The following is a 26,881-nucleotide window of genomic DNA, read 5'->3' as shown; positions in this document are numbered from 1 at the left end:
TATGTTTACGCAGTGGCTCGCGGGATGAAATGACGAATCGTCAAGCCTCGATACATTAACAAACCACCGAGTGCGACGAACACGGTTTCAGCAGTCGGAAGGGTTCGAAGGTTGAACCAAAATCCAACGATGACGACGAGAAGGAAAGACAAGACGAGGAACGACACGGTCTTCTTGTTCAGTTCGTTCATAATGCTCGTTTTCGATTCGTCTGAAAGTCGCTTCACGCGTTGACTGTAATAGGTATATACGGTGATCCCAAGCCCCGTGACCGCAACGAGTGCGTATTGTTCGAGCCAAAGGTCGAGGCCAATCAGCGCCAACCACATCACGAGTAACCCTTTGAATACGTTCTTATTCATCTTTCGCCTCCCGCTCGTACGCATGGATCTCATTCATCAAAAACAGCCCTTTTGTCGCAAACAAATAGGTCAGGGCGGTCAAGGCGAGGTCCTGAGTCGATATCGTCACCTGCGTCGCCCCAAAGCCGATCAAATACATTACCACGAATACGAGGAGGGCGACGAGCCACGTCTTCTCACTCGAACGCCAAAGTAGACGATTCTTGACCGAGGTCGTATATTCTCCTGTTTTTAAACGTTGCCGCCGATAAAACAGCACACTCGCGATGAGAAACAACAGATACGAGGACACACCGAAAACAGTGCCCGCCGTCACTAACCCGATTCCAATGATAAATACAAGCTTCCGTCCGTTCATTTGCTCGACCTCCTCTCAATCTCTATACGAAGAAGTCGTCGACAAGTTTCATTCGCTTTGAAAACCGAACTCGCTGCATATTATGGGTAAAAGATAAGCTATCAAAAAAGAGAGTGACGATGAAGAAGGCGGTATCTTAATTCTCAAAATGAATCTGTTGCCCGTTTCGTAGGCGATACGTAATCAATTGCTCGCTATCTAACTGTTCCTTGAACAGTGATACGGCCGTGATTTGGTTATTGTTATACGTCCGGTAATAATACATCCCGTTGTCGACATTGCAGCACGAAGAATAGATGGTATACTCGTATGTCCCATCCCCCGCCTCGTTCAATCCACGCACTTGGAGCACCGTATCCAACAGCTTGAAAAACTGTCCGACTGCGGACGATTCGGTCGGTTCACAGACCGAGTTGAATGTGGCGAACGTCGCCCGGACGAAGCGTGACGTCGATGAGAGGTCACCCGGTAAGCCATTTCCACCTAATCCTAGACAATAGGCATCGAGATTCAATGGGGGTGCGAACGTATTGGCCGGTAGTTTTGTCGAGACATGCCGATAATCGTTCAGATTGAACAGCTGATACTCGAACGACGGATTGTTTGTCAAGACGCCGACTGGATTGTCGTGCACGCGTAGCCCGTCCCCCATCGGCTCAACGACAATTGATTTGTCCCGATCGGCAATCATCCAATGTAGTGGCTGAAGGGGAAGTGCATCGCTGAAGTTGAGGTTGACCAACTGGATTGTCGTAAGGCGTTTTTTCGCTTCCTCGACGGTCGCGCACTGCCCAAGAATCCATGGAATGAACTCGAACGGCGAGACGTTGTCGCGCCCATCGACTTCAGGCTTGAATACGGCATTCCCTGGGAAGTTCAGACCCGCCATGCTCAGTCCTCTCTCATTCGTCGCTTCATAATAGAGCGGGTAGCCTTTTACGACGGTCGCCATTCCAATCATTGCGTAATGTTCCGTGTTTTCACCCATTCGTCTAAAGTTGAACGGATAGTGTCGGGGCGTGATTGTTACTTGTTCGTGATAAGATACGTTCAGGTCTAAGTTTCTGCCAAAGTAGTGGGCATGTGGAGTATACGTGATTGCTGTACACATCTTAAAACTCCTTCCGTTCCAATGCAGACTATAGCGACACTCTTTGTCCTATTCACGTTTTCAACTGACATAAACCGTACGAAAAGACCGATTTAGCCTCCGCTATATCGGTCTTTCTGTTCATTCAGCTCGGCCTTGACGCTCTAAAAGTACGAGCGCCCTACACAATGAAGGGGCTAATGCTTTTTATAACACGATGAAACCGACCGTCAACAGTCCATACATGAAACCGAGCACGATGACACTGATGGCAATCGTTTTATATTGCGGGTACTTATGTAAGACGACCGCTCCCGCGATGACGTGGATGAACGCGACGACGAACGTCAAAATGGCAAACCCCATAGCTGTCTCCTTCTCTGACCCATGATTTTCTAGAAAATCATGGAAATCAATACCGTTTCAATTTATAATGAATCACGAACTCATTTTATCAAACTTCACGCGAAAGAAGGGACTCACCTTGAATTATTCTCGGATGGATTTGACCACCCAAGAGATGCAACTCGTCAACAGCGAGGTCGAGAAACGAAAGCGCAACCTCGTTGTCGCTTATCTACTTTGGTTCTTCCTCGGGGCGTTCGGTGCACATCGTTTCTATTTTGGAAAAATCGGATCAGGTGTCGCCATGCTCCTTATCGTCGTCTTAACGCTTGGATTCGGCGCGTTCATCTCAGGCATCTGGGCACTCGTCGATGCGTTCCTCATGCCCGGTTGGCAGCGGACTGAGGTCGACCGCATCGAACGGGAGACGATTGAACTGTTGCAAACGCGAAACGACCGCTATACGGGCTTTTAAATAATGACACGGATACGCGAATTTTCAGGGATTTTGTCGATTCTAATCCTCGTCCTCTCCCTATCTTATGCATGGTCTCATTGAAGCTCAAAAAAGGGCCACCGCGAGCGATTCCGCTCCGGTGGCCTATTTGCGTTAAAAACTATTCTCTTTCAAGTAAAACGCAAAATTCCGATGCTTCCGCTCTTTTGTCGCGTAATGAATCCATAACCAAGCGAGCGATTCGAGTTCACGGGCTAATTTCAAATGATGCAACGTATGGGCGTCAAATCCAATTTTCGCCGCGAGATCTTGAACGGCTCGAACCGACTCTTGTTCGTCACCGGCGATAAACATCATCGACATGTTCGGGTTCTCAAGGTTCTCCACGCCCGTCTGATTAAACGCCTTGACGATCCGCACGTGTGGGGCGAGCTCTTGAAGATGCTCTGCTCCTGACTTCCCTTCTGGTCGCTCGACCGCATTGAATTCTTTAGCGATTGGATTCGTTACATCGATGACAATCTTATCATCCAAGTCTTGGAGCGATTGAATCAACTCGACGGCAGCCGCAAACGGTGTCGTTAACAATAAGATTTGCGCATTCGATGCCACATCTTGGAGCGACATCGTCCCGTCACGTTCCGAACGTGTGCCATACAACACTTCATAGCCGACATCCTCGAACTTGCGTCCAAGCGTCCGCCCGACCTTCCCAGCCCCTAATATTCCTATTTTCATACACAACTCCCCTTTACAGTTCTTCGTCAGTCCGTGTCACCGTCCCGCCGAGTTCAGCGGCGAGCCCATCAAGCACCGAGTGATCGAACTCTTCCCCAATCCCCATCACTCCAGTTTGACCAGGTTCAATGTTGCCGACAGTCCGCTTGAACGTCTCTTGAATGCTTTGCACATGTTTCAAATCTTTCGTTCCCCCAATTAGTCCACCAGTGAGTGTCCCAAATAAAATGCCGAACGGTCCGCCGAGAATTCCGACAGCCATCCCGATTTAAGCACCTTTCGTCGACTTGTTCGTCGGGGTCAGTTGGACAGCGTCTTCGAACGAGAACGCTCCGTTGTCTTCACGTTTGATGACAACGAGCTGTTCAAACCCGACGAGTCCTTCGGCGTGATACTTCTTCAATTTGCTAAACGCTTGATACGAAAGGGATTCTTCAGGAAACGTGAACGTGACAATATGGTACGGTTGTTTTTCCTTTTTGGCCATGTCGGCCCCTCCTTTTGCGTGACACGGTACAACGGTTGTCTCTTATTTCATCCCCAGCTTCAAGCGAAAAAAAACCTAGTCTAAGGACTAGGTCGTGGGTGGTCGTTTCTCATTCAGCTCATAATGCGAATACGGAATGCAGAGTGGTGTTCCATAGAGCGGATCTTCTGTCACGACGACTTTCAATCCGAAGACGTCCTGCATGAACGCCTCGTCGACGACATCGTTCGGGCTCCCTTCCCGATAGACGTTCCCGTCGGCGAGTGCGATGACATGGTCGGCGTAACGACAGGCGAGATGCAAGTCGTGGAGCACCATGACGATCGTCTTGCCCTCTAACCGGTTCAGACGATACATTAAGTCGAGAATCTCAATTTGATGCGACATATCGAGGTACGTCGTCGGCTCGTCGAGTAAAATTGTCTCTGATTCTTGCGCCAAGGCGAGTGCGATCCAGACACGTTGCTTCTGTCCACCCGATAAATTGCTCACGAGCGTGTCCCGAAGCGCGACCGTATCTGTGAAGGCGAGCGCCCGCTCGACGGCACGTTCGTCGTCTTCTGAGTAACGTTTGAAGAACGTCTGATACGGATAGCGACCGAATCGGACGAGCTGTTCGACAGTCAGTCCGTCAGGCGCGACGTTCACTTGCGGCATAAACGCCATGAGTCGAGCCGCTTCTTTCGCCCGATACGTATAGAGCGGCTTGTCACGGAATGAAATCGTCCCGCCTAAGGCATCTCGTTGTCGTGCGAGCGTCGAGAGGAGCGTCGACTTGCCACACCCGTTCGCACCGAGCAATACCGTAATTTTTCCGTGTGGAATCGAGAACGTCAACCCGTCGAGCACCGTCTTCTGTTCATAGCCGATGGCAACTTGCTGTAAATCAAATGTATTCATCTCATGCTTCCTTTCATCATACGGCGAAGTAAATAAAAGAAGTACGGCGCGCCAATGACGGCCGTCATGACCCCGGTCCGAAGCTCATACGGATAGAAGAGGGTCCGGGCGATCACATCGGCCAAGACGACGATGATGGCACCAACGAGAAGCGTCGCCCAAATGTAAGGCAACTTCAAACCTTGACGGGCGATGTGCGGAGCCATCAGACCGACGAAGCCGATGGCCCCGACGAAAGCGACCCCAACTCCGGCAAGGAGACACGATAACACTAACGTGCCACGCTGTGTGCCCCGAACCGGCACGCCGATACTCGTCGCGACTGCCTCGCTAATGTGGAGCGGTCGGACATGTCGTTCAATTAAGAAAGCGGCCAGTAAAAACAAGACAGCAAGAGGAACCATGATTTTCAGTTGATTCCACGTCGCCGCATAGACAGTACCGGTGAGCCATTGCTGGATATCGTTCTTCCGATACACGTTCGAGGCGAGCATCATGAACTGAACGATGCCTTGCGAGAAGATACTAATGCCGATTCCGATGAGCGCGAGCCGGATAGGTGGGACCCCCCGCTTCAATAAATAAAAAAGAAAAGCGCCAATCGTCAAGGCACCTGCGAACGAGGCGAACGGGATATAGGCGAGCGGGACGGACAGTTGGTTCGTTCGCTCATCAGTGAACACGGTGAAGAACGTTGCCGTTGCCACCCCGACCCCGCCGACGATACCGAAAATCTCTGGTGACGCGAGCTCGTTTTTTATCGTGAGCTGTAACAAGTGACCACTGACCGCGAGACATGCACCGGCCGTGATGGCCATAAGGACACGCGGCATCCGAAACTCGAATACGACCAATTCGGCGAACGCGTCACCAGAACCAAAGAAGACCGCCAAGAGCGACCATGGGGTCAAGGTCGTGTCCCCGATGGCGACCCCTAAATAGAACGCGACCAATAAGCCGGCAAGAAGTGCGACCGCGAGCACGATTTCCCGCTTCCGGAGCGTGAACGAGAACGGACCTTTTCGAAAACTATATGATTTCATGACTTAAAGACTCCTTGTCTAGCGCTGACGAGATAGATGAAGAATGCGCCTCCGATGACGGCAAGGACGACGCCGACCGTCACTTCACGCGGGAATAAAATGACGCGCCCGAGAATATCTGCACTAAGTAACAACACACTACCGATGATGGCACTCCCGGCCAGTCGTGCGAAGAACGCCGTACCGAATAAATAGCGCGCGAGGTGCGGCGCAAGTAAACCGACAAACGCGATTGGCCCTGCGAGCGCGACTCCAAACGCCGATAAAACGACGGCGAGCGTGACAGCGACGAACTTGATGACGCCAACGTTTTGACCGAGCGACCGGGCGACCTGATCACCGAGCGATAGCGTCTCGAGCTCTTTACTGATGAGTAACACACTCAGGCTCGCCACAATCATCCACGGCAACAACGTCATGACGAGTTCAAGTGAACGACCTGCCACGGAACCGGTCAACCAGAACAATACCTCATCGAGCGCTCCTTCCTCGTAGGCGATAATCGATTGCGTGAACGAACTAAATAGTGCCGCGAGCGATGCGCCAGCGAGTGTCATATACATGACGTTGCCACCGTTCGCGCTGAGGAGATAAACGATGACGCCGGCAAGGAAGGCTCCGATTAACGCGGCCGCCGTGAATGAGGCGATGCTACTGAAGCCCAACAGTGTCACGAGGACGATAGCAAGACTCGCACCGGCGTTGACAGCTAAGATGTCGGGTGACGCGAGCGGATTTCGCGTCACGAGCTGGAAAATCAGTCCGGCGAGTCCAAGGACACTCCCTACGAGCAGCGCCACGATGGTACGCGGAATGCGGTTATCCTCGAGCGCAATTCGAGCTTGTGAGGATGTGTCACTCCCGAGTGCGACGACATCCTGATGACTGACTGAAATGACGCCCACACGTAAGCTGATGTAACCCAAGATAGGTAATAGCACGATCAAGATAAATAGTTTGATCCATGGTCTCATAATTTTCTCACTTCTTTCCTTTACTACCATAACAAAATCTCGTTGTCAGAAAAAGGGGTTGACATTGAGAATCATTATCACTTATAGTCGGAGAGGAAATCTTACTAGACAGAGGAGACATTATACATATGAAGAAATTTGTTGTAGCACTACTTACGCTCTGCATGATCGTCGTCCTCGCTGCTTGCGGCGGGACCGAAGAGACGAGCAACGCGAACGAGTCAGAAGAAAAGGAGACGCGCACGGTCGAGCATGCCATGGGCACGGCTGAAGTACCGGTCGAACCAAAACGTGTCGTCGTCTTGACGAACGAAGGAACCGAAGCGCTCATCGCCCTCGATTTGAAACCCGTCGGTGCCGTCAAATCATGGAACGGTGACCCTTGGTACCCGCATATCGAATCAGAGATGACAGATGTGACGGAGGTTGGGACGGAAAGTGAGGTCAACCTCGAGGCAATCGCAAAACTTGACCCGGATCTCATTATCGGGACGAAACTTCGTCAAGAGAACATCTATGATAAGTTAAATGCCATCGCGCCTACTGTCATGTCGGAGACGCTAAAAGGCGACTGGCAGGAAAACTTCGCGCTTTATGCGAACGCCTTAAACCTTGAAGACAAAGGGAATGACATTTTAGCTGACTACGCACAACACGTTGAAGACACGAAAGCTGAACTCGGCGACGCTGTAAATAAAGAACTCTCGGTCGTGCGCTTCCTTCCTGGCGAGTCACGCATCTACTTCAACGACAGCTTCTCAGGGGTCATCTTGGGTGATGTCGGTATCAAGCGCCCTGCTTCCCAAGACCGTCCTGAGTTTGCTGAAACCATTACAATGGAACGAATCCCCGAGATGGAAGGTGACCACATCGTCTACTTTACCTACGGTGGAACAGATGGCTCAAAGACAACCGAAGAGTGGCAATCAAACCAGCTTTGGAAAGACCTTGATGCCGTCAAGGCCGGCGAAGTGACAGAAGTGAGTGACGACACTTGGAACACGTCAGGTGGCGTCTTGTCTGCCAATGAAGTACTCGACGAACTCGTTGACATCCTCAAATAAAGATAAAAAGTCATGGTTCAGAAAAACTGAGCCATGACTTTTTGATGTATGAACATTCTTAGTGCTGTTTCTTTTTCTCCAAATACTTCGTTAACGGATAGACACCGATACTTTGTAAGATGAGCGAAATCAATATGACCGCAAACGATAACGACACGAGCAGCTCGTCTTGACTCGATACATCTTCTTCGAGCCAAAGAAGAAGCGCCACCGACATCGACCCTTTAATGCCCGCCCAGGTGATGAGCGAGATTGTTAAGAGATCAGGCTGAAAGCGATGTCTCCATATCGGAACCGAATAGACGGATGCGCACAGCATGATGAAGCGCATGAGAATCGAAAGTACGAAAATGGCCACGGCTAACCACCACTGAGAGAAAAACAAATAACCTGCAGCTTGAATCCCGATGAGTAAGAATAAAATCGATAGCATCGTCGGCGTCACAATGTTCCAAAATCCATCCAACGATTGCTTCATCCCGTGTTCTCCGCTCGTCTTATCGATTTCATAAGACAGCATGATTCCTGTCACGACAGTCGCAAGTACACCTGAAACACCGATGGCATCAGCGAGATAAAATCCTCCGTAGGCCGTTACAATACTGAGCATCACTTGATATTCTTTATGATGCGTGAAGTGAATGATTTTACTTAACGTCCATCCTAAGCCGAAACCGATGATTACTCCCCCGAGTGAAACGAGTAAAAATTCGCCAACGAATGTCCCGAAAGAAAAGCCGTCTCCGGTGTTGAACATCGATAGGAAGATCGTAAACAGCACAATGCTCGTCCCGTCATTCACCATCGACTCCCCTTCAACGACGTCAGCGATTTGTTCCGCCCCTGTACTTTCTTTCATGATTGACGTGACCGACACCGGATCTGTCGGGATTAATACAGCGGCGAGTAGCATCGACGCGGTTAGCGAAAGCGATACGAAAAGATTACTGACCCAGTAGATTGAGAGACCGAGAAGGAGAGCCGTCACGATTAAACCAATCGTACTCAACATAGTGATGATGCCCCAGTTGTCTTTCAATTGTTTTAACGGGAACTGATACGCTGCTGTAAACAGAAGAGCCGGCAAAAAGACGTCGAACACGATTTCTTTTGAGAGATGGATTGTCGAAAAATAAGGAACGAACGATAACACCAATCCAATCACGACGAGTATGACGGGCACGGGGAAAAAGTTCTTCTTCAAGTCAATCGTGTAAATGATGTAGCCAATCAATAGTAAGAGTAAAACTTGATGCGTCAACATCGAACCACCTCGCGTCACATACTCATTTCGAACGTAATCCTTTATTCCTTTTCGTTCAATTTCTAAACCAGTCACCAAATTCATGGTAAAATTTTCATATCATACATGAGATTGGAGTTTGATCTATGCAACGCACGCTTCGAAAATCTGCAACGAATCGCTCACTATCGGGCGTCTGCGGCGGAATTGCCGAGTATTTCGATTTGTCTCCGCTCGGCGTCCGTTTACTGTTTCTCCTCCTCCCGGGGAACGTGCTCATCTATATGATTCTGGCCAACTCGATGAAGGACGCCCCACGCTATTTATAAAAACTCGGGAGCCGCGGCTCCCGAGTTTTTTTAGGCGTTCACTTTGTCTGTCATCGCCGCGAGCGCTCCACTATTGATGAAGTGCCACGGTTTGTTGTAGTGCGGTTGGAAGAAGAAGTCGACGTAAGCGAGCTCTTCGACCGTCATCTCATTTTGAATTGCGAGTGAGAGTGTGTTCACCGCTTGTGTCATGTCCGCTTTCGAGAGTACTTGTCCACCGACGACGCGGTGCGTGCCGACTTCATAGACGAGCTTGAACTGAACGTTTTCTGCTGTCGGCATGAACTCAGGACGATACGCGTCCTCGACGACGACACTCTCGACGTCAAGACCGAATAGACCGGCCGCTTCTTCCGTGAGACCTGACGAGGCGATATTCCAATCGTAAAGACGAAGACCCGACGTCCCTTGTGTCCCTTGATAGCGGACGCGTGGCGTGACGAGGTTTTCTGCGACGAGTGTCCCCATGCGGACGGCGTTCGTGGCGAGTGGGATATAGGCATGTGTGCGTGCTGGGTTGTAATAGACGGCACAGCTGTCCCCTGCTGCGAAGACGTCCGGGTTGCTCGTCCGCATATACTCGTCGACGATGATCGCGCCATTGCCGAGCATGTCGACTTGGCCTTCGAGGAGTCCCGTGTTCGGACGGAAACCGACACATAGGATGACAAGGTCGGCCTCGAACTCACCTTTGTCGGTCACGACGTGTGTCACGTTTCCTTCCGCTCCGCGGAACGCTTCGACCGTTTGACCGAGCTCAAGGTCGATGCCGCGCGATGTCATGTCCGCTTCAAGTTGATCCGTGAACGACTTATCAAGATACTTGTTCAAGATGCGGTCGGCACTGTCGATGAACGTGACGTGTTTCCCGTACACTTCAAACGCCTCGACGAGCTCGACACCGATATACCCGGCTCCGATGACGGCAATCTTCTTCGCATCCGTCGCTCGTTCAATGATGCGCTGGGCATGCGCATAGTTTTTACAGAGCTCGATCCCGTCCATCTCGATGCCTGGGAGCGTCGGGACGATCGGCCATGAACCAGTCGTCACAATCAAACGATCGAACGTGTCATAGACGTCGTTGCCCGTGTCGAGGTTTTTCGCATGAATCGTCTTCGCTTCAGTGTCGATGTTCAATACGTCATGCTTCATGCGCATGTTCGCACCGAGTTCTTCGAGTTCACGTGGTGACGAATAGAACAATTCTTCGGCCCGTTGGACGACGCCACCGACGTGAAGCGCAATCCCACACGAGAGAAAGCTGACGTTGTCGTTCCGTTCATACACAGTAATCTCAAGATTGTCATGCTTGGCGAGTAATCCTTTAACTGCTGCTGTTCCTGCGTGTGTACATCCGATGACTGCGATTTTCATATGAGAGTCTCTCCTTTGAGTGGTTGGCAAGTTTAGGTATGTGATAAACATCACATTTGATTTCTAAACTTAGTGTACTATTTCACAAGGAGGTTTGACAATATCTTTGCTCACTTCTTCACGTAATTATGTCGAAAGTTTGAACACCAGCCGTGACACAAAAAACCACCCTATTCATGAGGATGGTCAAGTAGAAAGACGACGTCGTTTGAGCCAGAGATAGACGGCGACACCCATATATAAGATAAGCCCGAAGGCGTATAGACTGAATCCCACCAAGCTCCACCCCATGCCGTCCCAGCCGCGGATGAAGACGAGACCGATCAAGAACAACGTGTAGCCGATGCCTCCGAGGAGGAGCGGAAGCGTCAGTTTTCGTTTACGTGACGACCGCAAAAAGTGAAGTGCGCAGATGAGAAGAACCGTCGTTAAGACGCCAACCGCGATGAGCGCATCCCCGTAATATTCCCAAACCATCGCTTTCCCTCCTTTTGGTGATTCCAACTCGATTATTTATAGTTTAGCACGTCTCTTTACATCAAATAAAAAAAACTTGCATCATGCATCGTCTGGATGTAAGATTAATTTAAATTTTCAGACTAATTGCATAGTATGTGTGGATAGGAAGAGAAGGTGACCGAGATTTCATAGAGAGCTTCTGATGCTGGAAAGGAAGCAAATCTCCCACTTGAAGATGGTCCTGGAGCAGTCGACAGAACACGAGCTACCGCTCGTTAGTAGAATCGACCGGTATGGCGGATACCGTTATCATTCCATGGAGTCTTGCACTCCTTGAGGTGGTTTGATGCGAATCAGACCATGAACGAAGGTGGTACCACGTGATCAGACATCACGTCCTGAGCAATTAGGGCGTGGTGTCTTTTTTGTGGGCATAAGCCCGGAAGGAGGAGATAGAGATGACAGAAGCATTGGTACTGCAATCAGATTTTGGTGTGAGTGACGGAGCGGTCAGCGCGATGTACGGGGTAGCCCATAGCATTAATCCTAGCATTCGTATTTTTGATTTGACGCATGACATCCCACCGTTTCATATTTGGGAAGCCTCGTATCGACTCGTCCAGACCGTACCGTATTGGACGGAACAGACCGTGTTCGTGTCGGTCGTCGATCCTGGCGTCGGATCGAACCGAAAGAGCGTCGTCGCGCGCACGTATGCGAACCAGTACGTCATCACCCCGGACAACGGAACGTTGACACACCTTTGCCAAGCGGGTTTGATTGCCGAAGTGCGTCAATTGGATGATCAAAAACATCGCTTGCCACATATGGGTGAATCTTACACGTTCCACGGTCGTGATATCTTCGCGTTCACCGGTGCGCGTCTCTCAAGCCACGCGATTACGTTCGAGGATGTCGGCCCACTTGTCTCAATCGAGGACATCGTTTTTCTTGATCGGACACCGGCGCGTAGAGAAGGCGTTCAGACGACCGGTATTGTCGAGATTCTCGATATCCGGTTCGGTAATGTGTGGACGAATATCCCGGTCGCGCTTGTCCGAGAGGCGGGAATCGATATCGGTAGCCGTGTGGTCGTCACGGTTGATTACCGCGGTCGTGTCATCTATGAACAGTCCTTGCTGTTCGGTCGGTCGTTCGCCGATGTCCCTGTTGGCTCGGGCGTCGTCTACATCAACTCGCTCGATCAGGTCGCTATTGCCCTTAACCAAGGTTCATTCGCGCATGCATACGAAATCGGCATCGGAAACGACTGGCGAATTAGTCTGAAAACACATTAAGGAGGAATTTATTCATGAACACGTTTACAACGAAACAAATCGTGGCGACCGGTATCGGCGCCGCCGTCTTCATCATTCTAAGCCGGTTCGCAGCCATCCCGACCGGCGTACCGAACACATCGATTGAAACGTCTTACGCCTTTTTAGCATTTATGGCCATCTTATTCGGACCAATCACAGCCGGTTTGATCGGCTTGATCGGACACGCGCTAAAAGATGCAATCCTTTATGGTTCTCCTTGGTGGAGCTGGGTCATCGTCTCTGGCTTCGTCGGTTTTGGGATTGGGCTCGTCTCACGTCGCATCAACATTGAAGCAGGTGGTCTCACAACGAAAGGTATTTTGCTCTTTAACGCGACGCAAGCAATCGTTCAGGCCATCGGCTGGATTTTGATTGCACCGGTCCTTGATATTTTAATTTACGCCGAGCCCGCGAATAAAGTATTCGTCCAAGGCGCGGTTGCGGCCACATCGAATATTTTGACGGTCGGGGTCATCGGTACACTACTCCTCGTCGCCTATGCCAACACACGTAGTAAAGCAGGAAGTCTGAAACGAGAAGTATGATGAAACGAGCTGGCCAAATGTACGTTAAGGTCAGCTTATTTTACTTGGAGGGCACGACATGACGATTCAGTTCGACCATTTTTCATTTACGTATCGCAGTCAATCCGAACCGACGCTGCGAAATATCAATTTGACGATTGAAGACGGAGAACGTGTCTTAATCGTCGGCCCATCGGGGTCTGGCAAAAGCACGCTCGCCCAATGCATTAACGGACTCGTCCCGTTTTCGTATCCCGGCACGTGGGAAGGAGACGTGCGCATCAACGGAGTCGACGCGCGGACACTCTCGCTCTTTGACCGTTCTGCCCTCATCGGCACCGTCCTTCAAGACCCAGACACGCAATTCATCGGCTTGTCTGTCGGTGAAGATATCGCCTTCGCCTTGGAGAATAAACGGGTAGCTCGTCCCGAAATGCACGAAACCGTCGAACGGGTTGCCCGACTGACGGATGTTGCCCATCTACTCAATCATCGGCTGAACGATCTATCTGGCGGGCAACGACAACGAGCCGCCCTAGGAGGCGTCCTCGTCGAAGATGCCAATATTTTATTATTTGACGAGCCGCTCGCTAACCTTGACCCGCTCGCCGGTAGCGAGGCGATGGCACTCCTCGATCGTTTGCAACGTGAGACCAAACGTACACTACTCGTCGTTGAACATCGAATCGAAGACGTCTTGTCCATTCCGTTCGATCGAATGATTGTGGTCGTCGACGGCGAGATTGTCGCCGATGGACATCCTGACGTCATATTGAGCGACGGTAGCCTCGTTCGCGCGTTTTTGCGAGAACCGCTCTATTTGAGTGCGGCACGTTGGGCAGACATCTCGATTCGACCAGAAGATAAGCCGAGTCAACCGGACGCATTTCTCAACCTGTTCGAGCGGCAACCTATCGTGTCGCGACTCAGCGAGCAGATGCCTGAAGCTCCTCCCGAAGTCTCTCCCTCACTCGAACTCGACCGTGTCCGTTTTCATTATCGATCTGAAGAAAATGTGTTAGAAGAGATTACATTGCGTTGCGCAAAAGGCACATTGACGACAATCGTCGGACAAAACGGTGCCGGTAAGTCAACTCTTGCCAAAGTGTTGAGTGGTTATCAACGAGCAACCGCTGGACAGATTCGCTTGAACGGAGAAGACGTAACCAAACAATCGATTGCGGACCGGGCCTCGCGAATCGGATTCGTCCTGCAAAACCCGAATCACATGATTTCGAAACATACCGTACGGGAAGAAGTTCGATACGGTATGCAGGCGCTCACGCTCAGTGCAGACGAAGAAGAACGTCGACTCGAGGAGACACTTCGACGTTGCGGATTGTACCCGTTTCGCAATTGGCCGATTCAGGCGCTCAGTTTTGGTCAAAAAAAGCGCGTCACCATCGCTTCGATTCTCGTGCGCAAGCCGGACGTATTGATTCTTGACGAGCCGACAGCGGGACAAGATTATCGACACTACTCAGACATGATGGATTTTTTAGAACGTTTGAAGCGAGACGGCATGACACTCCTCATCATCACACATGATATGCATCTTGTTCTCGAGTATAGCGACCAAGTATGTTTGCTTCAGGCCGGTCGAATCCGGTTCGCGGGCGAACCGCTCACCCTCTTCGCTCAAGAATCCTTGTTGCGTCATGCCCATCTTAAACAAACGTCGCTCTTCAACGTGGCACGTCATCTCGACGTCGAAGTGCAACCGTTTATTCACGCTGTGATTCAAGCGGAACGAAAGGAGCGCGCCCAATGGCTGTAGAGATGCTCGGTTATATCGAGAAACCTTCACCTGTTCACCGTTTAACGGGCACGACCAAATTAATCGGATTTCTTTTGTGGACGACTGCGACGATGTTTACGTACGACACACGTGTCCTTCTCATCTTAGGCTTTGCGAGCATCGGGCTGTTCCTCGTCTCTCGTATTCGGTTCCGTGAGGTCCGGTTCGTCCTCGTGTTCACCGCCTTGTTCGTCCTGATCAATGCCCTCGCCGTCTATTTGTTTGAACCCGAGCAAGGGGTCGCTATTTACGGGACACGTCATGTCCTTTTCGAAGGCATCGGCCGTTTTACATTGACGGCGGAACAGTTGTTTTATTTATTCAATCTCATCTTGAAGTATAGTGTCATCGTGCCGGTCGCCGTCTTGTTCCTCGTGACGACCCACCCGACCGAATTCGCTTCATCATTGAATCGAATTGGTGTTCCTTATAAAGTCGCCTTCGCTGTTTCGCTTGCGTTGCGCTATATTCCGGACGTCCAACAAGACTTTCGGACGATTGCAGATGCCCAAGAAGCGCGTGGCGTCGCTGTGACTCATGGTCCGCTATTGAAGCGTGCGAAGCATAGCTTGAATATTTTGCTCCCGCTCTTGTTCACGAGTCTGGAGCGCATCGAGACAGTCAGCAATGCGATGGATTTACGAGGCTTCGGTGCCGAGCGAAAACGGACATGGTACAATCAACGACCGATGACACGTGCCGATTACTTGGCCATCGGTCTCGTCTTCATGCTGACGATTTTCTCGTTTGTCGTCACATTTTATGATGGTAGTCGGTTCTATAACCCATTTTCTTAAACAATCCACCTATACAAAAACACCACGCCAAATGACGTGGTGTTTATTTTTCGTTCATCTGTTTCATCAAATCCATCTGCTCTTTCACTTGCGCTTCCTTTTCTCGTCTGAGCACACCACGATACGTGACGCGTGAGATGGACAAACTAATCTCGTACAAGAAGAACAGCGGTAGCGACACCATGAGGTGCGACGTCAAGTCGGGCGGTGTGATGAACGCCGCGATGACGAACAAAGCGAAGTACGCATACTTCCGAATTTTTGATAAGAAAGACGGCGTCACGACCCCGATACGCGTCAAGAACATCGTCACGACCGGCAATTGGAACAACAGACCGAACGGAATCGTGAGTTGCAACAAGAACGTGAAGTAGTTCGAGGCTCCGATGATTTGCGTCAGGCCGAGGTCTTGCCCGAGGTTTGTCGAGATATCGAGAACGAGCGGGAACAACCAGTAGTAGGCGAACGCGAGACCAATCAAAAACAAGATGAAGATGATTGGAATATAGGCGAGCGTCCCTCTCCGCTCGTTCGGATGCAGACCAGGTGCGACAAACGCCCACAGTTGATACAGTAGAAACGGACTGGCCGCGACGAGACCGATGACGAGCGCCAAATTCAAATAAATCATGAGCGGGTCCGCGACCCCAAAGGCGTTCAGCTCAAGTCCTCGTTCAACGAGGTCCGCCTGTAGATAAGCGAGCACATATTTGACACTCGGCAAAGCGGCCAAAAAGAAGGCAAAGACGACAAATGCCGACAGCATCAGTCGTCTCCGCAGCTCTGTCAAGTGGTCGGACAGCGCCCGCTCTTGATCAGGTTGATGGTTCATGATTACTGCTCTTTCTTCTCAGAATCTTTCTTGTCTTTTTCATCATGTTCATTCATCATGCCGTTTGTGGCATTTTTGAATTCGCGAAGCGTCTGCCCGGCCGCACGGCCGAACTCAGGCAACTTCTTCGGTCCGAAGATGATGAGCGCGATAATCGCGATGATAAAGAGACTTGCTCCTCCCGGAATCCCGAAGACGAGTGATGATGCTAGTAATTCCATTATTGATGGACCCCCTCAGCAGATGGATAGTGTTGCATGAAGTAAATGAGCGACTGGAGTTCGATCGACAAGTCGATATGATGGACACGGACTGTGTCCGGCACTGTAAGTCGTGCCGGTGTGAAGTTCAAAATCCCTTTGATGCCAAAGCGGACCAAGTCATCGGCGACCGGTTGCGCATAGGCAGACGGAACCGTGAGGATGGCGACATCGATTTTGTTTTGCTTCATGATTTGTTCCATCTCATCGACGTGATGAATCGGGACACCGGACATCGTCGTGCCGACTTTTGTCTCGTCTGCATCGAACCCGACGACGATATGTGTGTTATTGTTTTTAAGGAAGTTATAGTTGACGAAAGCTGTCCCGAGATGACCGACCCCGACCAAGGCGACGTTCGTGATCTCGTCCTGGTTCAACGTCTTTCGGAAAAAGTCTAACAGATACTGTACGTTATAGCCATATCCCTTTTTCCCGAGGGCACCGAAGTACGAGAAGTCGCGGCGAATCGTTGCCGAATCGACCTTGACCGCCTCACTCAGTTCGGCAGAAGAGACACGTTGTTTGCCCGACGAATGCAGGCTTTGGATAAATCGATAGTATAGTGGCAACCGTTTGGCTGTCGCTTGTGGAATCTTTGGTTCGTTTTGACTCAACGGAAAGAGCCTCCTTTTTACGACACGTTACACACGAATCTGATTTCATACACCTTGATTGTAAACGAATTCACATGACCACTCAATGAATATACCTGAAAACACTAAAAAATACAGTATACTAAATACAGAGAAAGGGGTTTTTTCACTTGATCCTATTGCAAGTCAACAACTTATCGAAATCATTCGGTGTCGAGCCGATTTTAGAGAACGTCAAACTCGAGATCCAAGAAGGAGAACGTGTCGCCCTTGTCGGCCGAAACGGCGCGGGCAAGTCGACCCTTCTTAAAGTAATCGCCGGGGAATATACCTACGACTCAGGTGACATCATGAAGCCAAAAGACGTGACGATCGGCTACCTCGCCCAAGACTCCGGGCTGGAGTCGAACGAGACGATTTGGAACGAGATGCTCACCGTCTTCACGGATTTGATTGAGCAAGAACAGACGCTCCGACGGATGGAGCAAGACATGGGCAGTGAACGCATTTTGAACGATGCGGACGCCTATGAACGTCTTCTTGCGGCATACGACGAGGAACAACATACGTTCAAGGATCGCGGCGGTTATCAGTATGAAGCGACGATTCGCTCCGTGCTCCACGGGATGCGGTTTTATCCGGACGACTTCAATCGTCAAATCGATACGCTCTCAGGTGGGCAGCGAACACGCCTCGCCTTGGCAAAGATGCTCCTCCAGAGCCCGGATCTCCTCATCTTGGACGAGCCGACGAACCACTTGGACATCGAGACGCTCGCGTGGCTCGAGAAGTACTTGAGCGGCTATAAAGGCGCCGTCCTCATCGTCTCCCACGACCGCTACTTCCTCGACCGCGTCGTCTCGGTCGTCTATGAGCTGTCACGCCACCGGAGCCGTCGCTTCGTTGGGAACTATACGAAGTACCTCGAACAGAAAGCCGCTCTCTATGAACAAGAGAAGAAGCAGTTCGAGTCTCAGCAAGAAGAAATCGCGAAGATGCAAGACTTCATCCAACGGAACATCGCCCGAGCGACGACGACGAAACGTGCCCAAAGTGTCCGGAAACGGCTTGAGAAAGTCGACCGGCTCGATGCCCCAGATGGTGACGAGCGTAGCGCTGTTCTCTCGTTCACGATTAAGCGCCAAAGTGGGAACGACGTGTTGAGCGGAAACGACCTCGCGATTGGCTACGAGGAACCGATCGCTCAAAACCTGCGCTTCCAGCTACAGCGCGGCGAGTCGGTCGCCCTCGTCGGTCCGAACGGGGTCGGCAAGTCGACGCTCCTAAAAGTATTGACGAAACAACAGCCGGCACTCACCGGTGACATCCGCTACGGAACCGGCGTCGAGATCGGCTACTACGACCAGGAGCAACAGAATCTGTCCGATAAGAATCGCGTCATTGACGAGATTTGGAACGACTGGCCGCTCATGCGCGAGCAAGACGTACGAAGCTTGCTTGGTCAGTTCCTTTTTAGCGGCGACGACGTCATGAAACGTGTCCACGAACTGTCAGGCGGCGAACGAGCCCGCTTGACGCTCGCGAAGCTGAAGCTCGAACAGCCGAACTTGCTCATCTTAGATGAGCCGACGAACCACTTGGACCTCGACTCGAAGATGATTCTCGAGAACGCGCTCCTCGACTATCCTGGCACAATCCTGTTCGTCTCGCACGACCGGTACTTCATCGACCGGCTCGCCACGCGGGTCCTCGAGATCACGCCGAACGGGATCGACGAGTACCTCGGTGACTACTCGTATTACGTCGAGAAGAAAGAAGAGCTCGAAGAACTCGCCCGCCTCGCACGCGAAGAGACGAAACAAGTCGTCGTCAAAAAGCAACGGGCCGACAAGGAACAACAGCGTGAGGAACGTCGAATGAAACAGCGCATTGAAGAAATCGAGCTTACAATCGAGCAGCACGAGGCGCGCCTCGAAGAGATTGAACAGCTTCTTTGTGAGCCGGACGTCTTCAACGACTTTGCGCGGGCGCAGGAACTGTCGACCGAGTCGGATGCGACGAAAGCATCGATCACGGCGCTCTATGCAGAATGGGAGGAACTCCATTCATGATGCGTTCCCGTGCGCTGCGGATTGACTGGTTGCATGCGTTTTTGACCGGTCTCGCCTTCATCGTGCCGACCGGGACCGAATTCGTGTCCGAGCTCATCCGTGGAGAATCAACCATCGTCCCGACGCTCGTGTTTTATTTCTTGCCCATCGTCATCGGTTTCATCATCCAGACGTGGAGCGGCATCTTCATCAGTCTTTTGAGTGGTTTACTCATGAGCACGCTCTTCATCCGCCTCGTCGTCTGGCCGGTCGATGTGACAGTGCATAGCTTTTATGCACCGGGATCCGTCTGGTTCCACTTTTATCAAACGACGCTGTTCATGTGGGTGCTCGCGCTCCTCGTCTTTGTCGTGAGCCGCGTGAACATGTGGTATAAACAGAAAAAACATCGTCCGGATGCATAAAAAAGGGAAGCGTTCTCCTCGAATGGAGTTCGCTTCCCTTTTGATTTAGAAATAACGCAGTGGCAAGAAGCCACGTGTGTGGAAGTCGAGTTTCGTCCCGTCTTCGGTGATAAAGAAGACGTACTCGTTCGTGTCGACGTCACGGACGAACACTTTATAAAACGTCATCTCTTCTTCCCGGTTCGTCACGTAGCGTGCCTCGTGGGTCGAAATGACTTGGGCGAACAGCTGTTGTTCGTCAAGCTCGGCGATGAGCGATTCGAACTGTGCCGCCTCTTCCTCGGTCGCCTCACGTCCTGGGAAGATTTCATAGTAAGCGTCGCTCGCTTTCGGCTGAATCCCTAAGTTGCGATCGACGACGAGGACGCTCTCGATGTCTTGGTCGTCCATACTCTTATACCCGTACAGCGCCTCGACGAGCGTGTTCTCGCCCGTGACTCGGCTAATCCCTTCAAGTGACTCGGCCCCGGTGAGTGAGCGTACACGCGTCGCTTCCGGCACGATCTCTTCTTGATAGGCGATATTGTAGGCGCGGATAATCTCTCGTACTTGCAAAAACGTCGCGACGACGAGCAGTACGACGAGCCCGCCAATGATGATGCGTTTCGTCATGTCTCTATTTCCCCCTAGACTGTCATGCTCTCTTCTAAGGATAACCCAGGAACCGCATTCATCGCTAGTGTATCGCGTCTCCCGCGCACATACGCGTGATGCCCGGCAACTCCGATCATGCCAGCATTGTCCCCGCAAAGTGCGAGTGGCGGGATGACGAGGCGGATGCCTTCTCGTTCAGCCGCTGCCTGTAGCGCGGCCCGCAGGCCACGGTTGGCCGCGACACCGCCGGCAACGAGGAGTTGTTTCGCACCTTTCTCGTTCACAGCGCGAATCGCTTTCTCGACGAGCACTTCGACGACACTCGCCTGGAAGCTTGCCGCCAAGTTTTCTGGAATAATCGTCTCGCCTCGCTGCTCGGCGTTATGCACGGCATTGATGACGGATGACTTCAGCCCGCTAAAACTAAAATCGAAGCTGCCCGGCTCGAGTCGGACGCGCGGGAACTTGTACGTATCTTCCCCGTTCGCCGCGAGCCGATCGATGGCCGGTCCGCCCGGATAAGGTAGGCTCAGCGTTCGCGCAACTTTATCGTACGCCTCACCGGCCGCATCGTCACGCGTCTCACCGATAACTTCGAAGACACCATGTTCTGGCATATAGACGAGTTCAGTATGACCGCCTGAGACGACGAGACAGACGAGCGGGAAATCCATTTCTTCGACGAGGTCGTTCGCGTAAATATGCCCGGCGATATGATGCACCCCGATGAGCGGTTTGTTGTGGGCGAACGCGAGCGCTTTAGCGGCACTGATGCCGACGAGGAGCGCTCCGACGAGTCCAGGACCTTGCGTGACCGCGACGGCGTCGACGTCTTGCATCGTCACACCGGCTTCACTGAGGGCATCGTCGATGACGTACGTGATTCGCTCGACGTGATGGCGCGAGGCAACCTCGGGCACGACGCCGCCGAACCGTTTATGGCTTTCAATCTGTGACGAGACGACGTTTGATAAGAGCGTCTTGCCGTCCTTCACGAGGGCGACCGACGTCTCATCACAACTCGACTCGATCGCCAAGATGAGTGATGTGTTCATTCGGTTTCACTTCCTAACTTCGCCCAGTAAATCAAGGCGTCTTCATTGTTGTCTTGATAGTAGCGTTTGCGACGACCGGCGCACTCGAAGCCGAACTGCTCGTACAGCTTCTGAGCGCCGACGTTCGAGACACGCACCTCGAGCGTGAGCGCGGCGAGCGATTGCGCACGGGCGTACGTGACGAGCGCGTGAAGTAGCTGGTTTCCGACACCCTGTCCCCGATATTCCGGTAAGACGGCGATGTTCGTGATGTGTCCCTCGTCAACGATTTTCCATACCCCGGCAAAGCCGATGACACGACGATCATGAACGGCGACGAAATAGATGGCTTGCTCGTTTCGAAGCATCTCATTCATGAACGCTTCTTTCGTCCACGGAATCGCGAACGAGGCTTCTTCAACGGCCGTCACTTCTTCGACGTCAAGCCACGTCATGCGGCGGATGGTGATGTCAGCCATGATTTTGTCCCTCGAGCCATTTCGCCTCCGCCTCAGCGAGACGCAAATATTCCGGCTCAAACGCGTGGACGTCCGATGTCTCTTCTCCGAGTGCAACGAGATCGCTCGCGCGTCCATAGCAATGGGCGGCTGGCGCTTCTGTATAGGAATAGTTTGCTAAGACGTCTCGGAACGGTTCGACGTCACCGACGACGACGAACTCCCCTTTCATATGTGTCTCGAGCCATGTCTCGACGGACGCATGCGTATCTGGGGTGAGTGGTTCATTATGTTGATAATGCCCGATATAGGCGTTCCCGCGTCGTGCGTCGATGAGCGACACGACTGGGCGTTCTGTGTTCGGGGCTGCCGCCATGAGACGGAGGGCCGAGACGCCGACGAGCGGGATGTGGAGCGTATAGGCGAGCGTCTTTGCCGTCGTCACCCCGATGCGGATGCCCGTGTACGAGCCCGGTCCGGTCGTGACGATGACGCGCTCAAGTTCAGCTGGTGTCCATTTGACGGCTGCCATGAGCTGCTCAATCATCGGCATGAGCGTGACGGCGTGGTTCTTCGATACCATGACCGTTGCCTCGGCTTGAATCGTGCCATTTTCACTGAGCGCGACTGACAGTCGTGTCGTCGCCGTATCAATCATCAACTGTTTCATGCGAGCACCTCCTGGACGATTGTCTCGTACTTCTGTCCGACCGGTGCAAACGTCAGCCGTCGTTCTTCATCCCCAACACGCTCAATGGTGATGGCGAGCCGTTCAGTCGGAAGCGACGACTCGATCAAGTTCGACCATTCGACGATGGCGACACCGTCCCCGTTGATGTATTCTTCAAGACCGATGTCGTCCCCGGTGTCCTCGAGACGGTAGACGTCCATATGGTAGAGCGGTAAGCGCCCTTGGTATTGCTTCATGATCGTGAACGTCGGGCTGTTGACGTTCCGTTTCACGCCGAGCCCTTTACCGAACCCTTGTGTGAACGTCGTCTTGCCGGCACCAAGGTCCCCGTTCAATGTTATGACCGTTCCGGCCGTGACACGTGCGGCGAGTTTTTCCGCCACCGCTTGTGTCTCAGCCGCGGAATGGGTAATCAATGTATACATGAATGTTTCTCCTTTAGTGGTTGTCGCGATACGTACTCATTGTACACTCCATTTTAGACAAAAAAAAACACGAAACGTTATCGTTTCGCTATCTCATTTAAAAATTGGTTGCGGGGGCTGGATTTGAACCAACGACCTTCGGGTTATGAGCCCGACGAGCTACCAGACTGCTCCACCCCGCGACGACGTATGAAATTAAATAAAAATTGGTTGCGGGGGCCGGATTTGAACCGACGACCTTCGGGTTATGAGCCCGACGAGCTACCAGACTGCTCCACCCCGCGATGGTTTGAATTGTTTCGACATCCTCTATAATAAGTGAAGTAGTTATAAGATGCAACCTTTTTCTTCATGTTTTTTGTATTTTGGAATCGGGAACATTTATAAGAGCCGACTTTATAAGAGAAAAGGAGCGCGACCGACATGTCTAAATGGGGCAACCGCTTTAAACAATGGTTCTTTTCCGAGCTCGATGCGTCCGTCTATTTTCATACCGTTCCGTTCATCCCGAACGAGACCGTCCACGGGACTTTGCGTGTGATGAACACGACGACGCACGTCGTCCGGCTAAAAGAGTTGACACTCAATTTCTTGACGACGTTTAAAGATATCACGCTCGAAGGCAACGAGTTCAATCGTGAAGCCGACATTCAAGAAGTGCCGATTGCCTTGTCCACCGTCCTCGAACCGGGTGACGAAGAACATATCCCGTTCACGTTCGATTTGACGATGTACGCCCCTTCGACTGCCGGTGCACCCTACAGTGTCGAAGCGACCGTGTGGGACACGGACGGCAAACGGGTCTGGTTTGACGTCATTGAAAAAATCGAGGTCGAACCCCTCCCTGCCTTAAAACGGTTACTCGAGGCGACGGAACACGCCGGTCTCGAGCTCATGTTCACCCGTAACGTCATCGATCCGATTGGAGAAGAACGGCCGTATGCGTTCGTTGAGAAGTACGGCTTTAAACCGGTCGGCGACTGGGCTGACGAGTTCGAGGTCGTCAAATCGTTTTGGCGCATCGATGAGGAGGGTGTTGACGTCTACTATTGGCTCGATAATATCGAGAAACAGCGGACGCTCGATTCCATCGCTAACGATGTCACGATGCGTCATCGCTCGCTCACATGGGAACAGCTCGAGCGTGAGCAGGACCGACTCGGCCTCGGCATTCAAGAAACGCTACGCAGCCACCGTTCATGACGAATAATGGCTGCGTTTCTCATTTACCTGTTTTATTGAATATGAATTGATGTAAAACTGAGGCAACTATACCAGGAATTATACCTAAAATAACGGATGCGATGAAAATTGCGATGAATTCTTGAAACGTGATTGGAAATAACAGTTGGGTAGCCATGAATGTGAACACCAGAATTAAACTACTTATCACCCATATTATCGGTTTTCTCACAATGTCACATCCTTTCCCATTCGTCCCCACTCGTGTTCAAGATAATCTGGAACTTCTCTCGATACGGGTGCATGAACTGCTCATATTGGATTCGGCGTTCTTCATGAGACGCCTTCAAATAATCGAGCTCCATTCCCCGATGCGTGACGTCCCGTACCGCACGGCGATTGAACTCCGTCTCCCCGTCCGAATATAAGTAAATCGAGATGTCCTCTTTTTCTGGTTGCAAAAAGGCGACACTCATTCCTTCTACAATCGTGACCGATTTTTTAGGATCAATCCATGTCCGTTTAAGATAAGGCACATCGATTGTATAAAAGCCGATCCCTTCACGAATCATGCGGACATCTCGTTCGAGCGATAGCATATGATGTGCCGCTGGATGACAGGCTGTCATCTTATATCGATGCGTGACGCCATCGACCGTGTACTCAAGGATCGTGCTTTTTCGTAACGTTGAATCGGTAATATATGGATCAGTATTTAGATAATTCACTTCTTCAAAACGTTCCATCAAAGCGTGGGCGAGTGTCGTCTTTCCAGCACCGCCATGTCCAGCAATCAAGACAATGCACGTTTCTTTCTCCTGCACGCTCGCGACGATTCGTTCAATCCATTCGTTCATAGGCTCCTCCTTTTGATACACTTATATGTAGAAAGGAAGTGTATCAATCTGATGTCAACTTGTCCATTTTGTCATCCACACGATGACCCCTCGCAATCTATCGTCGCTGAAAACGAGACGTGCTACTTTTTGATGCACGAACGTGAACAAGACGTCCTTGTCGGCTCTGGTGTGATTGTCCCGAAACAGCATCGGACGACAACCTTTGACCTGACACCGGACGAATGGCGAGATACATATGACCTCTTGCACGAAGCGAAACGTTTTCTCGATGTAACACATCGCCCGGATGGGTATACGCTTGGCTGGAACGTCGGGGAAGCCTCGAATCAGACCGTTCCCCACGCCCATTTCCACGTCATCCCCCGTTATGAGGCGGGGCCGCATGCCGGAAAAGGGTTGCGTCATTGGTTAAAGCGACCCGAATAAAGGAACCAGCTCATCGTGTGACGATGAGCTGCTTTCGTTTCTCTTCCGTTTCCTCACGTCGCCGTTCTAAGCGTTCAACTTGTCGTGTCATTCGCTCCAGAAGTTTCGCGATTTCACGGTCGAGGCTATTCACTTTCTCGAGTGAATCCTTGATTCGTCCATGCATCGTCCATTCGGAGAAGATGTCATCAAGGAAATAGTCCGCGAACTCAATGAGGGACCCTCGTTCAATGTGTAAGCCATTGACGACTTCTTTTACGTCTGAAAGTTCTCGTGAGAAACGTTCGAGTGCGGATTGAAGTTCATGCATCGTCCGTTCGGAGGCGTCGATAGCGTCGTGTTTCATCGCTGTCGCAATTAGCCCACCGCCGAAGAACGTATCATACGTTGACCAACTCTTTGCACTGTCGAGATGTTTAAGCGTCTTCGCAATCGCCGCACGAGCCGATTTTCCTGCAACAATGGCTTCGTTGTATTCAATCAACGCCTCACTCGTATCTGCCTGTTCGTTCGTGAGACGATACAACGTTTCTCTAACGTCAGGATCTTGTTTCAGCCGAGCCTCTTTCGCTTCCAAAAATCGTGCCCATTCCGTATCGATCCCTGCATACCTTTCAAACGTTTCGCGAAGATCGCGGCGTTCGAGCTCCAACTCATCGATCATTTTCTCATGTTCCCGTAACTTCAATTCGGCTCGGGCTGCCTCTTCTAACTCGATTGTTTTTTGTTCATTGAACGTCCCCCGAAACTTACGCCATGTATTGACGAGCGAGAACGACTCTAAATCATACACATCACGCTGCTCTTTTGTGAACGAGTTGAGCAGTTGCTTACGCACCGTCTCATGTTCGGCAATTTGTTTATCGAGTGTTTTCAACTTACGAGCGAGTCGATCGCGTTCGGAGAGACGTTGTTGTAAGTCGAGTTGTTGTTTATGGAAATCGGTCATGTCTAGTTCTCCCTTCACTTGCTTTGAGGTCTTCGTTGTTGTTGTTGTCTCTTATTTATACGAAAGAACGCCTTAGAAGTTTCAGTGCAACCGACAAAAAAGACGACCAAGCATCCGCTTGATCGTCTCATATCGCCTAGCAACGTCCTATCCTCACAGGGGGAAACCCCCAACTACTTTCGGCGCTGAAGTACTTAACTTCCGTGTTCGGCATGGGAACGGGTGTGACCACTTCGCTATCGCCACTAGACAATTATTATATTAGCATATAGTTTACGTTACGTCAACTTCCTAAATAAAATCACATAAGAAAAACGATCGAGCGCTATGCTCGACCGTCTCATGTTGCCTGGCAACGTCCTATCCTCACAGGGGGAGACCCCCAACTACTTTCGGCGCTGAAGCGCTTAACTTCCGTGTTCGGCATGGGAACG

34 protein-coding genes, 2 tRNA genes and 2 rRNA genes are annotated in these 26,881 nt (G+C 51.3%); 11 read left to right on the top strand and 27 right to left on the bottom strand.

Annotation, left to right across the window (positions count from 1 at the left end; all coding sequences use genetic code 11):
• Positions 1-5: 5 nt before the first annotated feature.
• From KNP92_RS14270 to KNP92_RS14255, 4 genes are all read right to left on the bottom strand, one after another.
• Positions 6-362: a hypothetical protein gene (locus tag KNP92_RS14270; RefSeq protein WP_214841642.1), complete on the bottom strand. Its 357-nt coding sequence runs from the start codon at positions 360-362 to the stop codon at positions 6-8.
• Positions 355-720, bottom strand: a complete 366-nt coding sequence (locus KNP92_RS14265; RefSeq protein WP_214841640.1) for a hypothetical protein — start codon at positions 718-720, stop codon at positions 355-357. The genes KNP92_RS14270 and KNP92_RS14265 overlap by 8 nt, the downstream gene beginning before the upstream one ends.
• Before the next feature lie 136 nt (positions 721-856).
• Positions 857-1,831 carry a choloylglycine hydrolase gene (bsh, locus tag KNP92_RS14260; protein ID WP_214841638.1) on the bottom strand — a complete coding sequence of 325 codons (975 nt, stop codon included), beginning with the start codon at positions 1,829-1,831 and terminating at the stop codon, positions 857-859.
• Positions 1,832-2,017: 186 nt separating this feature from the next.
• Entirely contained in the window at positions 2,018-2,176 is a 159-nt protein-coding gene (locus KNP92_RS14255; RefSeq protein ID WP_214841636.1) for a hypothetical protein, read from the bottom strand.
• A gap of 133 nt (positions 2,177-2,309) precedes the next feature.
• Between KNP92_RS14255 and KNP92_RS14250 the strand changes: the two genes are divergently transcribed.
• Positions 2,310-2,630 carry a TM2 domain-containing protein gene (locus tag KNP92_RS14250; RefSeq protein WP_251136620.1) on the top strand — a complete coding sequence of 107 codons (321 nt, stop codon included), beginning with the start codon at positions 2,310-2,312 and terminating at the stop codon, positions 2,628-2,630.
• 135 nt (positions 2,631-2,765) lie between these two features.
• On the opposite strand, the gene KNP92_RS14245 is transcribed toward KNP92_RS14250, so the two are convergent.
• From KNP92_RS14245 to KNP92_RS14225, 6 genes are all read right to left on the bottom strand, one after another.
• Positions 2,766-3,350, bottom strand: a complete 585-nt coding sequence (locus KNP92_RS14245; protein ID WP_214841632.1) for an NADPH-dependent F420 reductase — start codon at positions 3,348-3,350, stop codon at positions 2,766-2,768.
• 13 nt (positions 3,351-3,363) lie between these two features.
• Complete coding sequence (locus KNP92_RS15815) at positions 3,364-3,612, bottom strand: hypothetical protein (RefSeq protein WP_251136619.1); 249 nt, start codon at positions 3,610-3,612, stop codon at positions 3,364-3,366.
• Positions 3,613-3,618: 6 nt separating this feature from the next.
• Positions 3,619-3,837, bottom strand: a complete 219-nt coding sequence (locus tag KNP92_RS15810) for a hypothetical protein (RefSeq protein WP_251136618.1) — start codon at positions 3,835-3,837, stop codon at positions 3,619-3,621.
• A gap of 87 nt (positions 3,838-3,924) precedes the next feature.
• A complete protein-coding gene (locus tag KNP92_RS14235) occupies positions 3,925-4,737 on the bottom strand; it encodes an ABC transporter ATP-binding protein (protein ID WP_214841630.1) in 813 nt (270 codons plus the stop codon).
• Positions 4,734-5,780, bottom strand: coding sequence for a FecCD family ABC transporter permease (locus KNP92_RS14230; RefSeq protein WP_214841628.1), 1,047 nt, complete (start codon positions 5,778-5,780; stop codon positions 4,734-4,736). The genes KNP92_RS14235 and KNP92_RS14230 overlap by 4 nt, the downstream gene beginning before the upstream one ends.
• Positions 5,777-6,754: a FecCD family ABC transporter permease gene (locus KNP92_RS14225; protein ID WP_251136617.1), complete on the bottom strand. Its 978-nt coding sequence runs from the start codon at positions 6,752-6,754 to the stop codon at positions 5,777-5,779. The genes KNP92_RS14230 and KNP92_RS14225 overlap by 4 nt, the downstream gene beginning before the upstream one ends.
• A 128-nt stretch (positions 6,755-6,882) precedes the next feature.
• Here KNP92_RS14225 and KNP92_RS14220 point away from each other — a divergent pair, with 128 nt between their 5' ends.
• Positions 6,883-7,818 carry an ABC transporter substrate-binding protein gene (locus tag KNP92_RS14220; protein WP_214841626.1) on the top strand — a complete coding sequence of 312 codons (936 nt, stop codon included), beginning with the start codon at positions 6,883-6,885 and terminating at the stop codon, positions 7,816-7,818.
• 58 nt (positions 7,819-7,876) lie between these two features.
• On the opposite strand, the gene KNP92_RS14215 is transcribed toward KNP92_RS14220, so the two are convergent.
• Complete coding sequence (locus KNP92_RS14215) at positions 7,877-9,082, bottom strand: cation:proton antiporter (protein ID WP_214841624.1); 1,206 nt, start codon at positions 9,080-9,082, stop codon at positions 7,877-7,879.
• Positions 9,083-9,207: 125 nt separating this feature from the next.
• Here KNP92_RS14215 and KNP92_RS14210 point away from each other — a divergent pair, with 125 nt between their 5' ends.
• Positions 9,208-9,390, top strand: coding sequence for a PspC domain-containing protein (locus tag KNP92_RS14210; RefSeq protein ID WP_214841622.1), 183 nt, complete (start codon positions 9,208-9,210; stop codon positions 9,388-9,390).
• A 30-nt stretch (positions 9,391-9,420) separates the two neighbouring features.
• Here KNP92_RS14210 and KNP92_RS14205 read toward each other — a convergent pair whose 3' ends face one another.
• Both KNP92_RS14205 and KNP92_RS14200 read right to left on the bottom strand, forming a co-directional pair.
• Positions 9,421-10,767, bottom strand: a complete 1,347-nt coding sequence (locus tag KNP92_RS14205; protein ID WP_214841620.1) for an FAD-dependent oxidoreductase — start codon at positions 10,765-10,767, stop codon at positions 9,421-9,423.
• A gap of 186 nt (positions 10,768-10,953) precedes the next feature.
• Positions 10,954-11,244 (bottom strand): YesK family protein, encoded by a 291-nt coding sequence (locus tag KNP92_RS14200; protein ID WP_214841618.1) that lies wholly within the window; start codon positions 11,242-11,244, stop codon positions 10,954-10,956.
• A gap of 440 nt (positions 11,245-11,684) precedes the next feature.
• Between KNP92_RS14200 and KNP92_RS14195 the strand changes: the two genes are divergently transcribed.
• From KNP92_RS14195 to KNP92_RS14180, 4 genes are read left to right on the top strand one after another with little or no spacing between them, the layout of a single operon-like run.
• On the top strand, positions 11,685-12,524 hold the full coding sequence (locus KNP92_RS14195; RefSeq protein ID WP_214841616.1) for an SAM hydrolase/SAM-dependent halogenase family protein: 840 nt from the start codon (positions 11,685-11,687) through the stop codon (positions 12,522-12,524).
• A 14-nt stretch (positions 12,525-12,538) separates the two neighbouring features.
• Complete coding sequence (locus KNP92_RS14190) at positions 12,539-13,090, top strand: ECF-type riboflavin transporter substrate-binding protein (protein ID WP_214841614.1); 552 nt, start codon at positions 12,539-12,541, stop codon at positions 13,088-13,090.
• A gap of 58 nt (positions 13,091-13,148) precedes the next feature.
• On the top strand, positions 13,149-14,846 hold the full coding sequence (locus tag KNP92_RS14185) for an ABC transporter ATP-binding protein (RefSeq protein WP_214841612.1): 1,698 nt from the start codon (positions 13,149-13,151) through the stop codon (positions 14,844-14,846).
• Positions 14,837-15,664 (top strand): energy-coupling factor transporter transmembrane component T family protein, encoded by an 828-nt coding sequence (locus KNP92_RS14180; protein ID WP_214841610.1) that lies wholly within the window; start codon positions 14,837-14,839, stop codon positions 15,662-15,664. The genes KNP92_RS14185 and KNP92_RS14180 overlap by 10 nt, the downstream gene beginning before the upstream one ends.
• Positions 15,665-15,707: 43 nt before the next feature.
• Here KNP92_RS14180 and tatC read toward each other — a convergent pair whose 3' ends face one another.
• From tatC to KNP92_RS14165, 3 genes are read right to left on the bottom strand one after another with little or no spacing between them, the layout of a single operon-like run.
• Positions 15,708-16,496 (bottom strand): twin-arginine translocase subunit TatC, encoded by a 789-nt coding sequence (gene tatC, locus KNP92_RS14175; RefSeq protein WP_214841608.1) that lies wholly within the window; start codon positions 16,494-16,496, stop codon positions 15,708-15,710.
• Between the two features lie 2 nt (positions 16,497-16,498).
• Positions 16,499-16,717, bottom strand: a complete 219-nt coding sequence (tatA, locus tag KNP92_RS14170; RefSeq protein WP_251136616.1) for a twin-arginine translocase TatA/TatE family subunit — start codon at positions 16,715-16,717, stop codon at positions 16,499-16,501.
• Positions 16,717-17,373 carry a redox-sensing transcriptional repressor Rex gene (locus KNP92_RS14165; protein WP_029596207.1) on the bottom strand — a complete coding sequence of 219 codons (657 nt, stop codon included), beginning with the start codon at positions 17,371-17,373 and terminating at the stop codon, positions 16,717-16,719. Before KNP92_RS14165 ends, tatA begins: the two co-directional genes overlap by 1 nt.
• Positions 17,374-17,522: 149 nt before the next feature.
• Between KNP92_RS14165 and KNP92_RS14160 the strand changes: the two genes are divergently transcribed.
• Positions 17,523-19,424 carry an ABC-F family ATP-binding cassette domain-containing protein gene (locus KNP92_RS14160; protein ID WP_214841607.1) on the top strand — a complete coding sequence of 634 codons (1,902 nt, stop codon included), beginning with the start codon at positions 17,523-17,525 and terminating at the stop codon, positions 19,422-19,424.
• On the top strand, positions 19,421-19,828 hold the full coding sequence (locus tag KNP92_RS14155; protein ID WP_214841605.1) for a hypothetical protein: 408 nt from the start codon (positions 19,421-19,423) through the stop codon (positions 19,826-19,828). The genes KNP92_RS14160 and KNP92_RS14155 overlap by 4 nt, the downstream gene beginning before the upstream one ends.
• 45 nt (positions 19,829-19,873) lie before the next feature.
• Here the strand turns inward: KNP92_RS14155 and KNP92_RS14150 are convergent, their stop codons facing one another.
• From KNP92_RS14150 to KNP92_RS14120, 7 genes are all read right to left on the bottom strand, one after another.
• On the bottom strand, positions 19,874-20,440 hold the full coding sequence (locus tag KNP92_RS14150; RefSeq protein ID WP_214841603.1) for a hypothetical protein: 567 nt from the start codon (positions 20,438-20,440) through the stop codon (positions 19,874-19,876).
• A gap of 14 nt (positions 20,441-20,454) precedes the next feature.
• Entirely contained in the window at positions 20,455-21,477 is a 1,023-nt protein-coding gene (tsaD, locus tag KNP92_RS14145; protein ID WP_214841601.1) for a tRNA (adenosine(37)-N6)-threonylcarbamoyltransferase complex transferase subunit TsaD, read from the bottom strand.
• A complete protein-coding gene (rimI, locus tag KNP92_RS14140) occupies positions 21,474-21,935 on the bottom strand; it encodes a ribosomal protein S18-alanine N-acetyltransferase (protein WP_211780043.1) in 462 nt (153 codons plus the stop codon). The genes tsaD and rimI overlap by 4 nt, the downstream gene beginning before the upstream one ends.
• Positions 21,928-22,584 (bottom strand): tRNA (adenosine(37)-N6)-threonylcarbamoyltransferase complex dimerization subunit type 1 TsaB, encoded by a 657-nt coding sequence (gene tsaB, locus KNP92_RS14135; RefSeq protein WP_214841599.1) that lies wholly within the window; start codon positions 22,582-22,584, stop codon positions 21,928-21,930. The genes rimI and tsaB overlap by 8 nt, the downstream gene beginning before the upstream one ends.
• The gene (gene tsaE / locus KNP92_RS14130; RefSeq protein ID WP_214841597.1) at positions 22,581-23,030 is read right to left on the bottom strand and encodes a tRNA (adenosine(37)-N6)-threonylcarbamoyltransferase complex ATPase subunit type 1 TsaE; all 450 of its coding nucleotides are present in this window, start codon (positions 23,028-23,030) and stop codon (positions 22,581-22,583) included. Before tsaE ends, tsaB begins: the two co-directional genes overlap by 4 nt.
• 105 nt (positions 23,031-23,135) lie before the next feature.
• Positions 23,136-23,212 (bottom strand) — tRNA-Met (locus tag KNP92_RS14125).
• Positions 23,213-23,237: 25 nt separating this feature from the next.
• A tRNA-Met gene (locus KNP92_RS14120) sits at positions 23,238-23,314 on the bottom strand.
• A 139-nt stretch (positions 23,315-23,453) separates the two neighbouring features.
• Between KNP92_RS14120 and KNP92_RS14115 the strand changes: the two genes are divergently transcribed.
• A complete protein-coding gene (locus tag KNP92_RS14115; protein WP_214841584.1) occupies positions 23,454-24,233 on the top strand; it encodes a sporulation protein in 780 nt (259 codons plus the stop codon).
• A 215-nt stretch (positions 24,234-24,448) separates the two neighbouring features.
• Here the strand turns inward: KNP92_RS14115 and KNP92_RS14110 are convergent, their stop codons facing one another.
• Positions 24,449-25,069, bottom strand: a complete 621-nt coding sequence (locus KNP92_RS14110) for a uridine kinase family protein (RefSeq protein WP_214841582.1) — start codon at positions 25,067-25,069, stop codon at positions 24,449-24,451.
• 51 nt (positions 25,070-25,120) lie between these two features.
• Between KNP92_RS14110 and KNP92_RS14105 the strand changes: the two genes are divergently transcribed.
• Complete coding sequence (locus KNP92_RS14105) at positions 25,121-25,498, top strand: HIT family protein (RefSeq protein WP_214841580.1); 378 nt, start codon at positions 25,121-25,123, stop codon at positions 25,496-25,498.
• 10 nt (positions 25,499-25,508) lie between these two features.
• On the opposite strand, the gene KNP92_RS14100 is transcribed toward KNP92_RS14105, so the two are convergent.
• The 3 genes from KNP92_RS14100 to rrf (KNP92_RS14090) all read right to left on the bottom strand — a co-directional run.
• The gene (locus KNP92_RS14100) at positions 25,509-26,447 is read right to left on the bottom strand and encodes a coiled-coil domain-containing protein (RefSeq protein ID WP_214841578.1); all 939 of its coding nucleotides are present in this window, start codon (positions 26,445-26,447) and stop codon (positions 25,509-25,511) included.
• Between the two features lie 134 nt (positions 26,448-26,581).
• Positions 26,582-26,697: ribosomal RNA gene (gene rrf / locus KNP92_RS14095) — 5S ribosomal RNA — on the bottom strand.
• Between the two features lie 97 nt (positions 26,698-26,794).
• Positions 26,795-26,881, bottom strand: a 5S ribosomal RNA gene (gene rrf / locus KNP92_RS14090); the annotation flags it as partial.

Origin of the sequence: Exiguobacterium sp. s122 (genome assembly GCF_018618475.1) — a bacterium.
GTDB lineage: Bacteria > Bacillota > Bacilli > Exiguobacteriales > Exiguobacteriaceae > Exiguobacterium > Exiguobacterium himgiriensis.
This window is presented reverse-complemented; position numbering and strand designations above follow the sequence as displayed.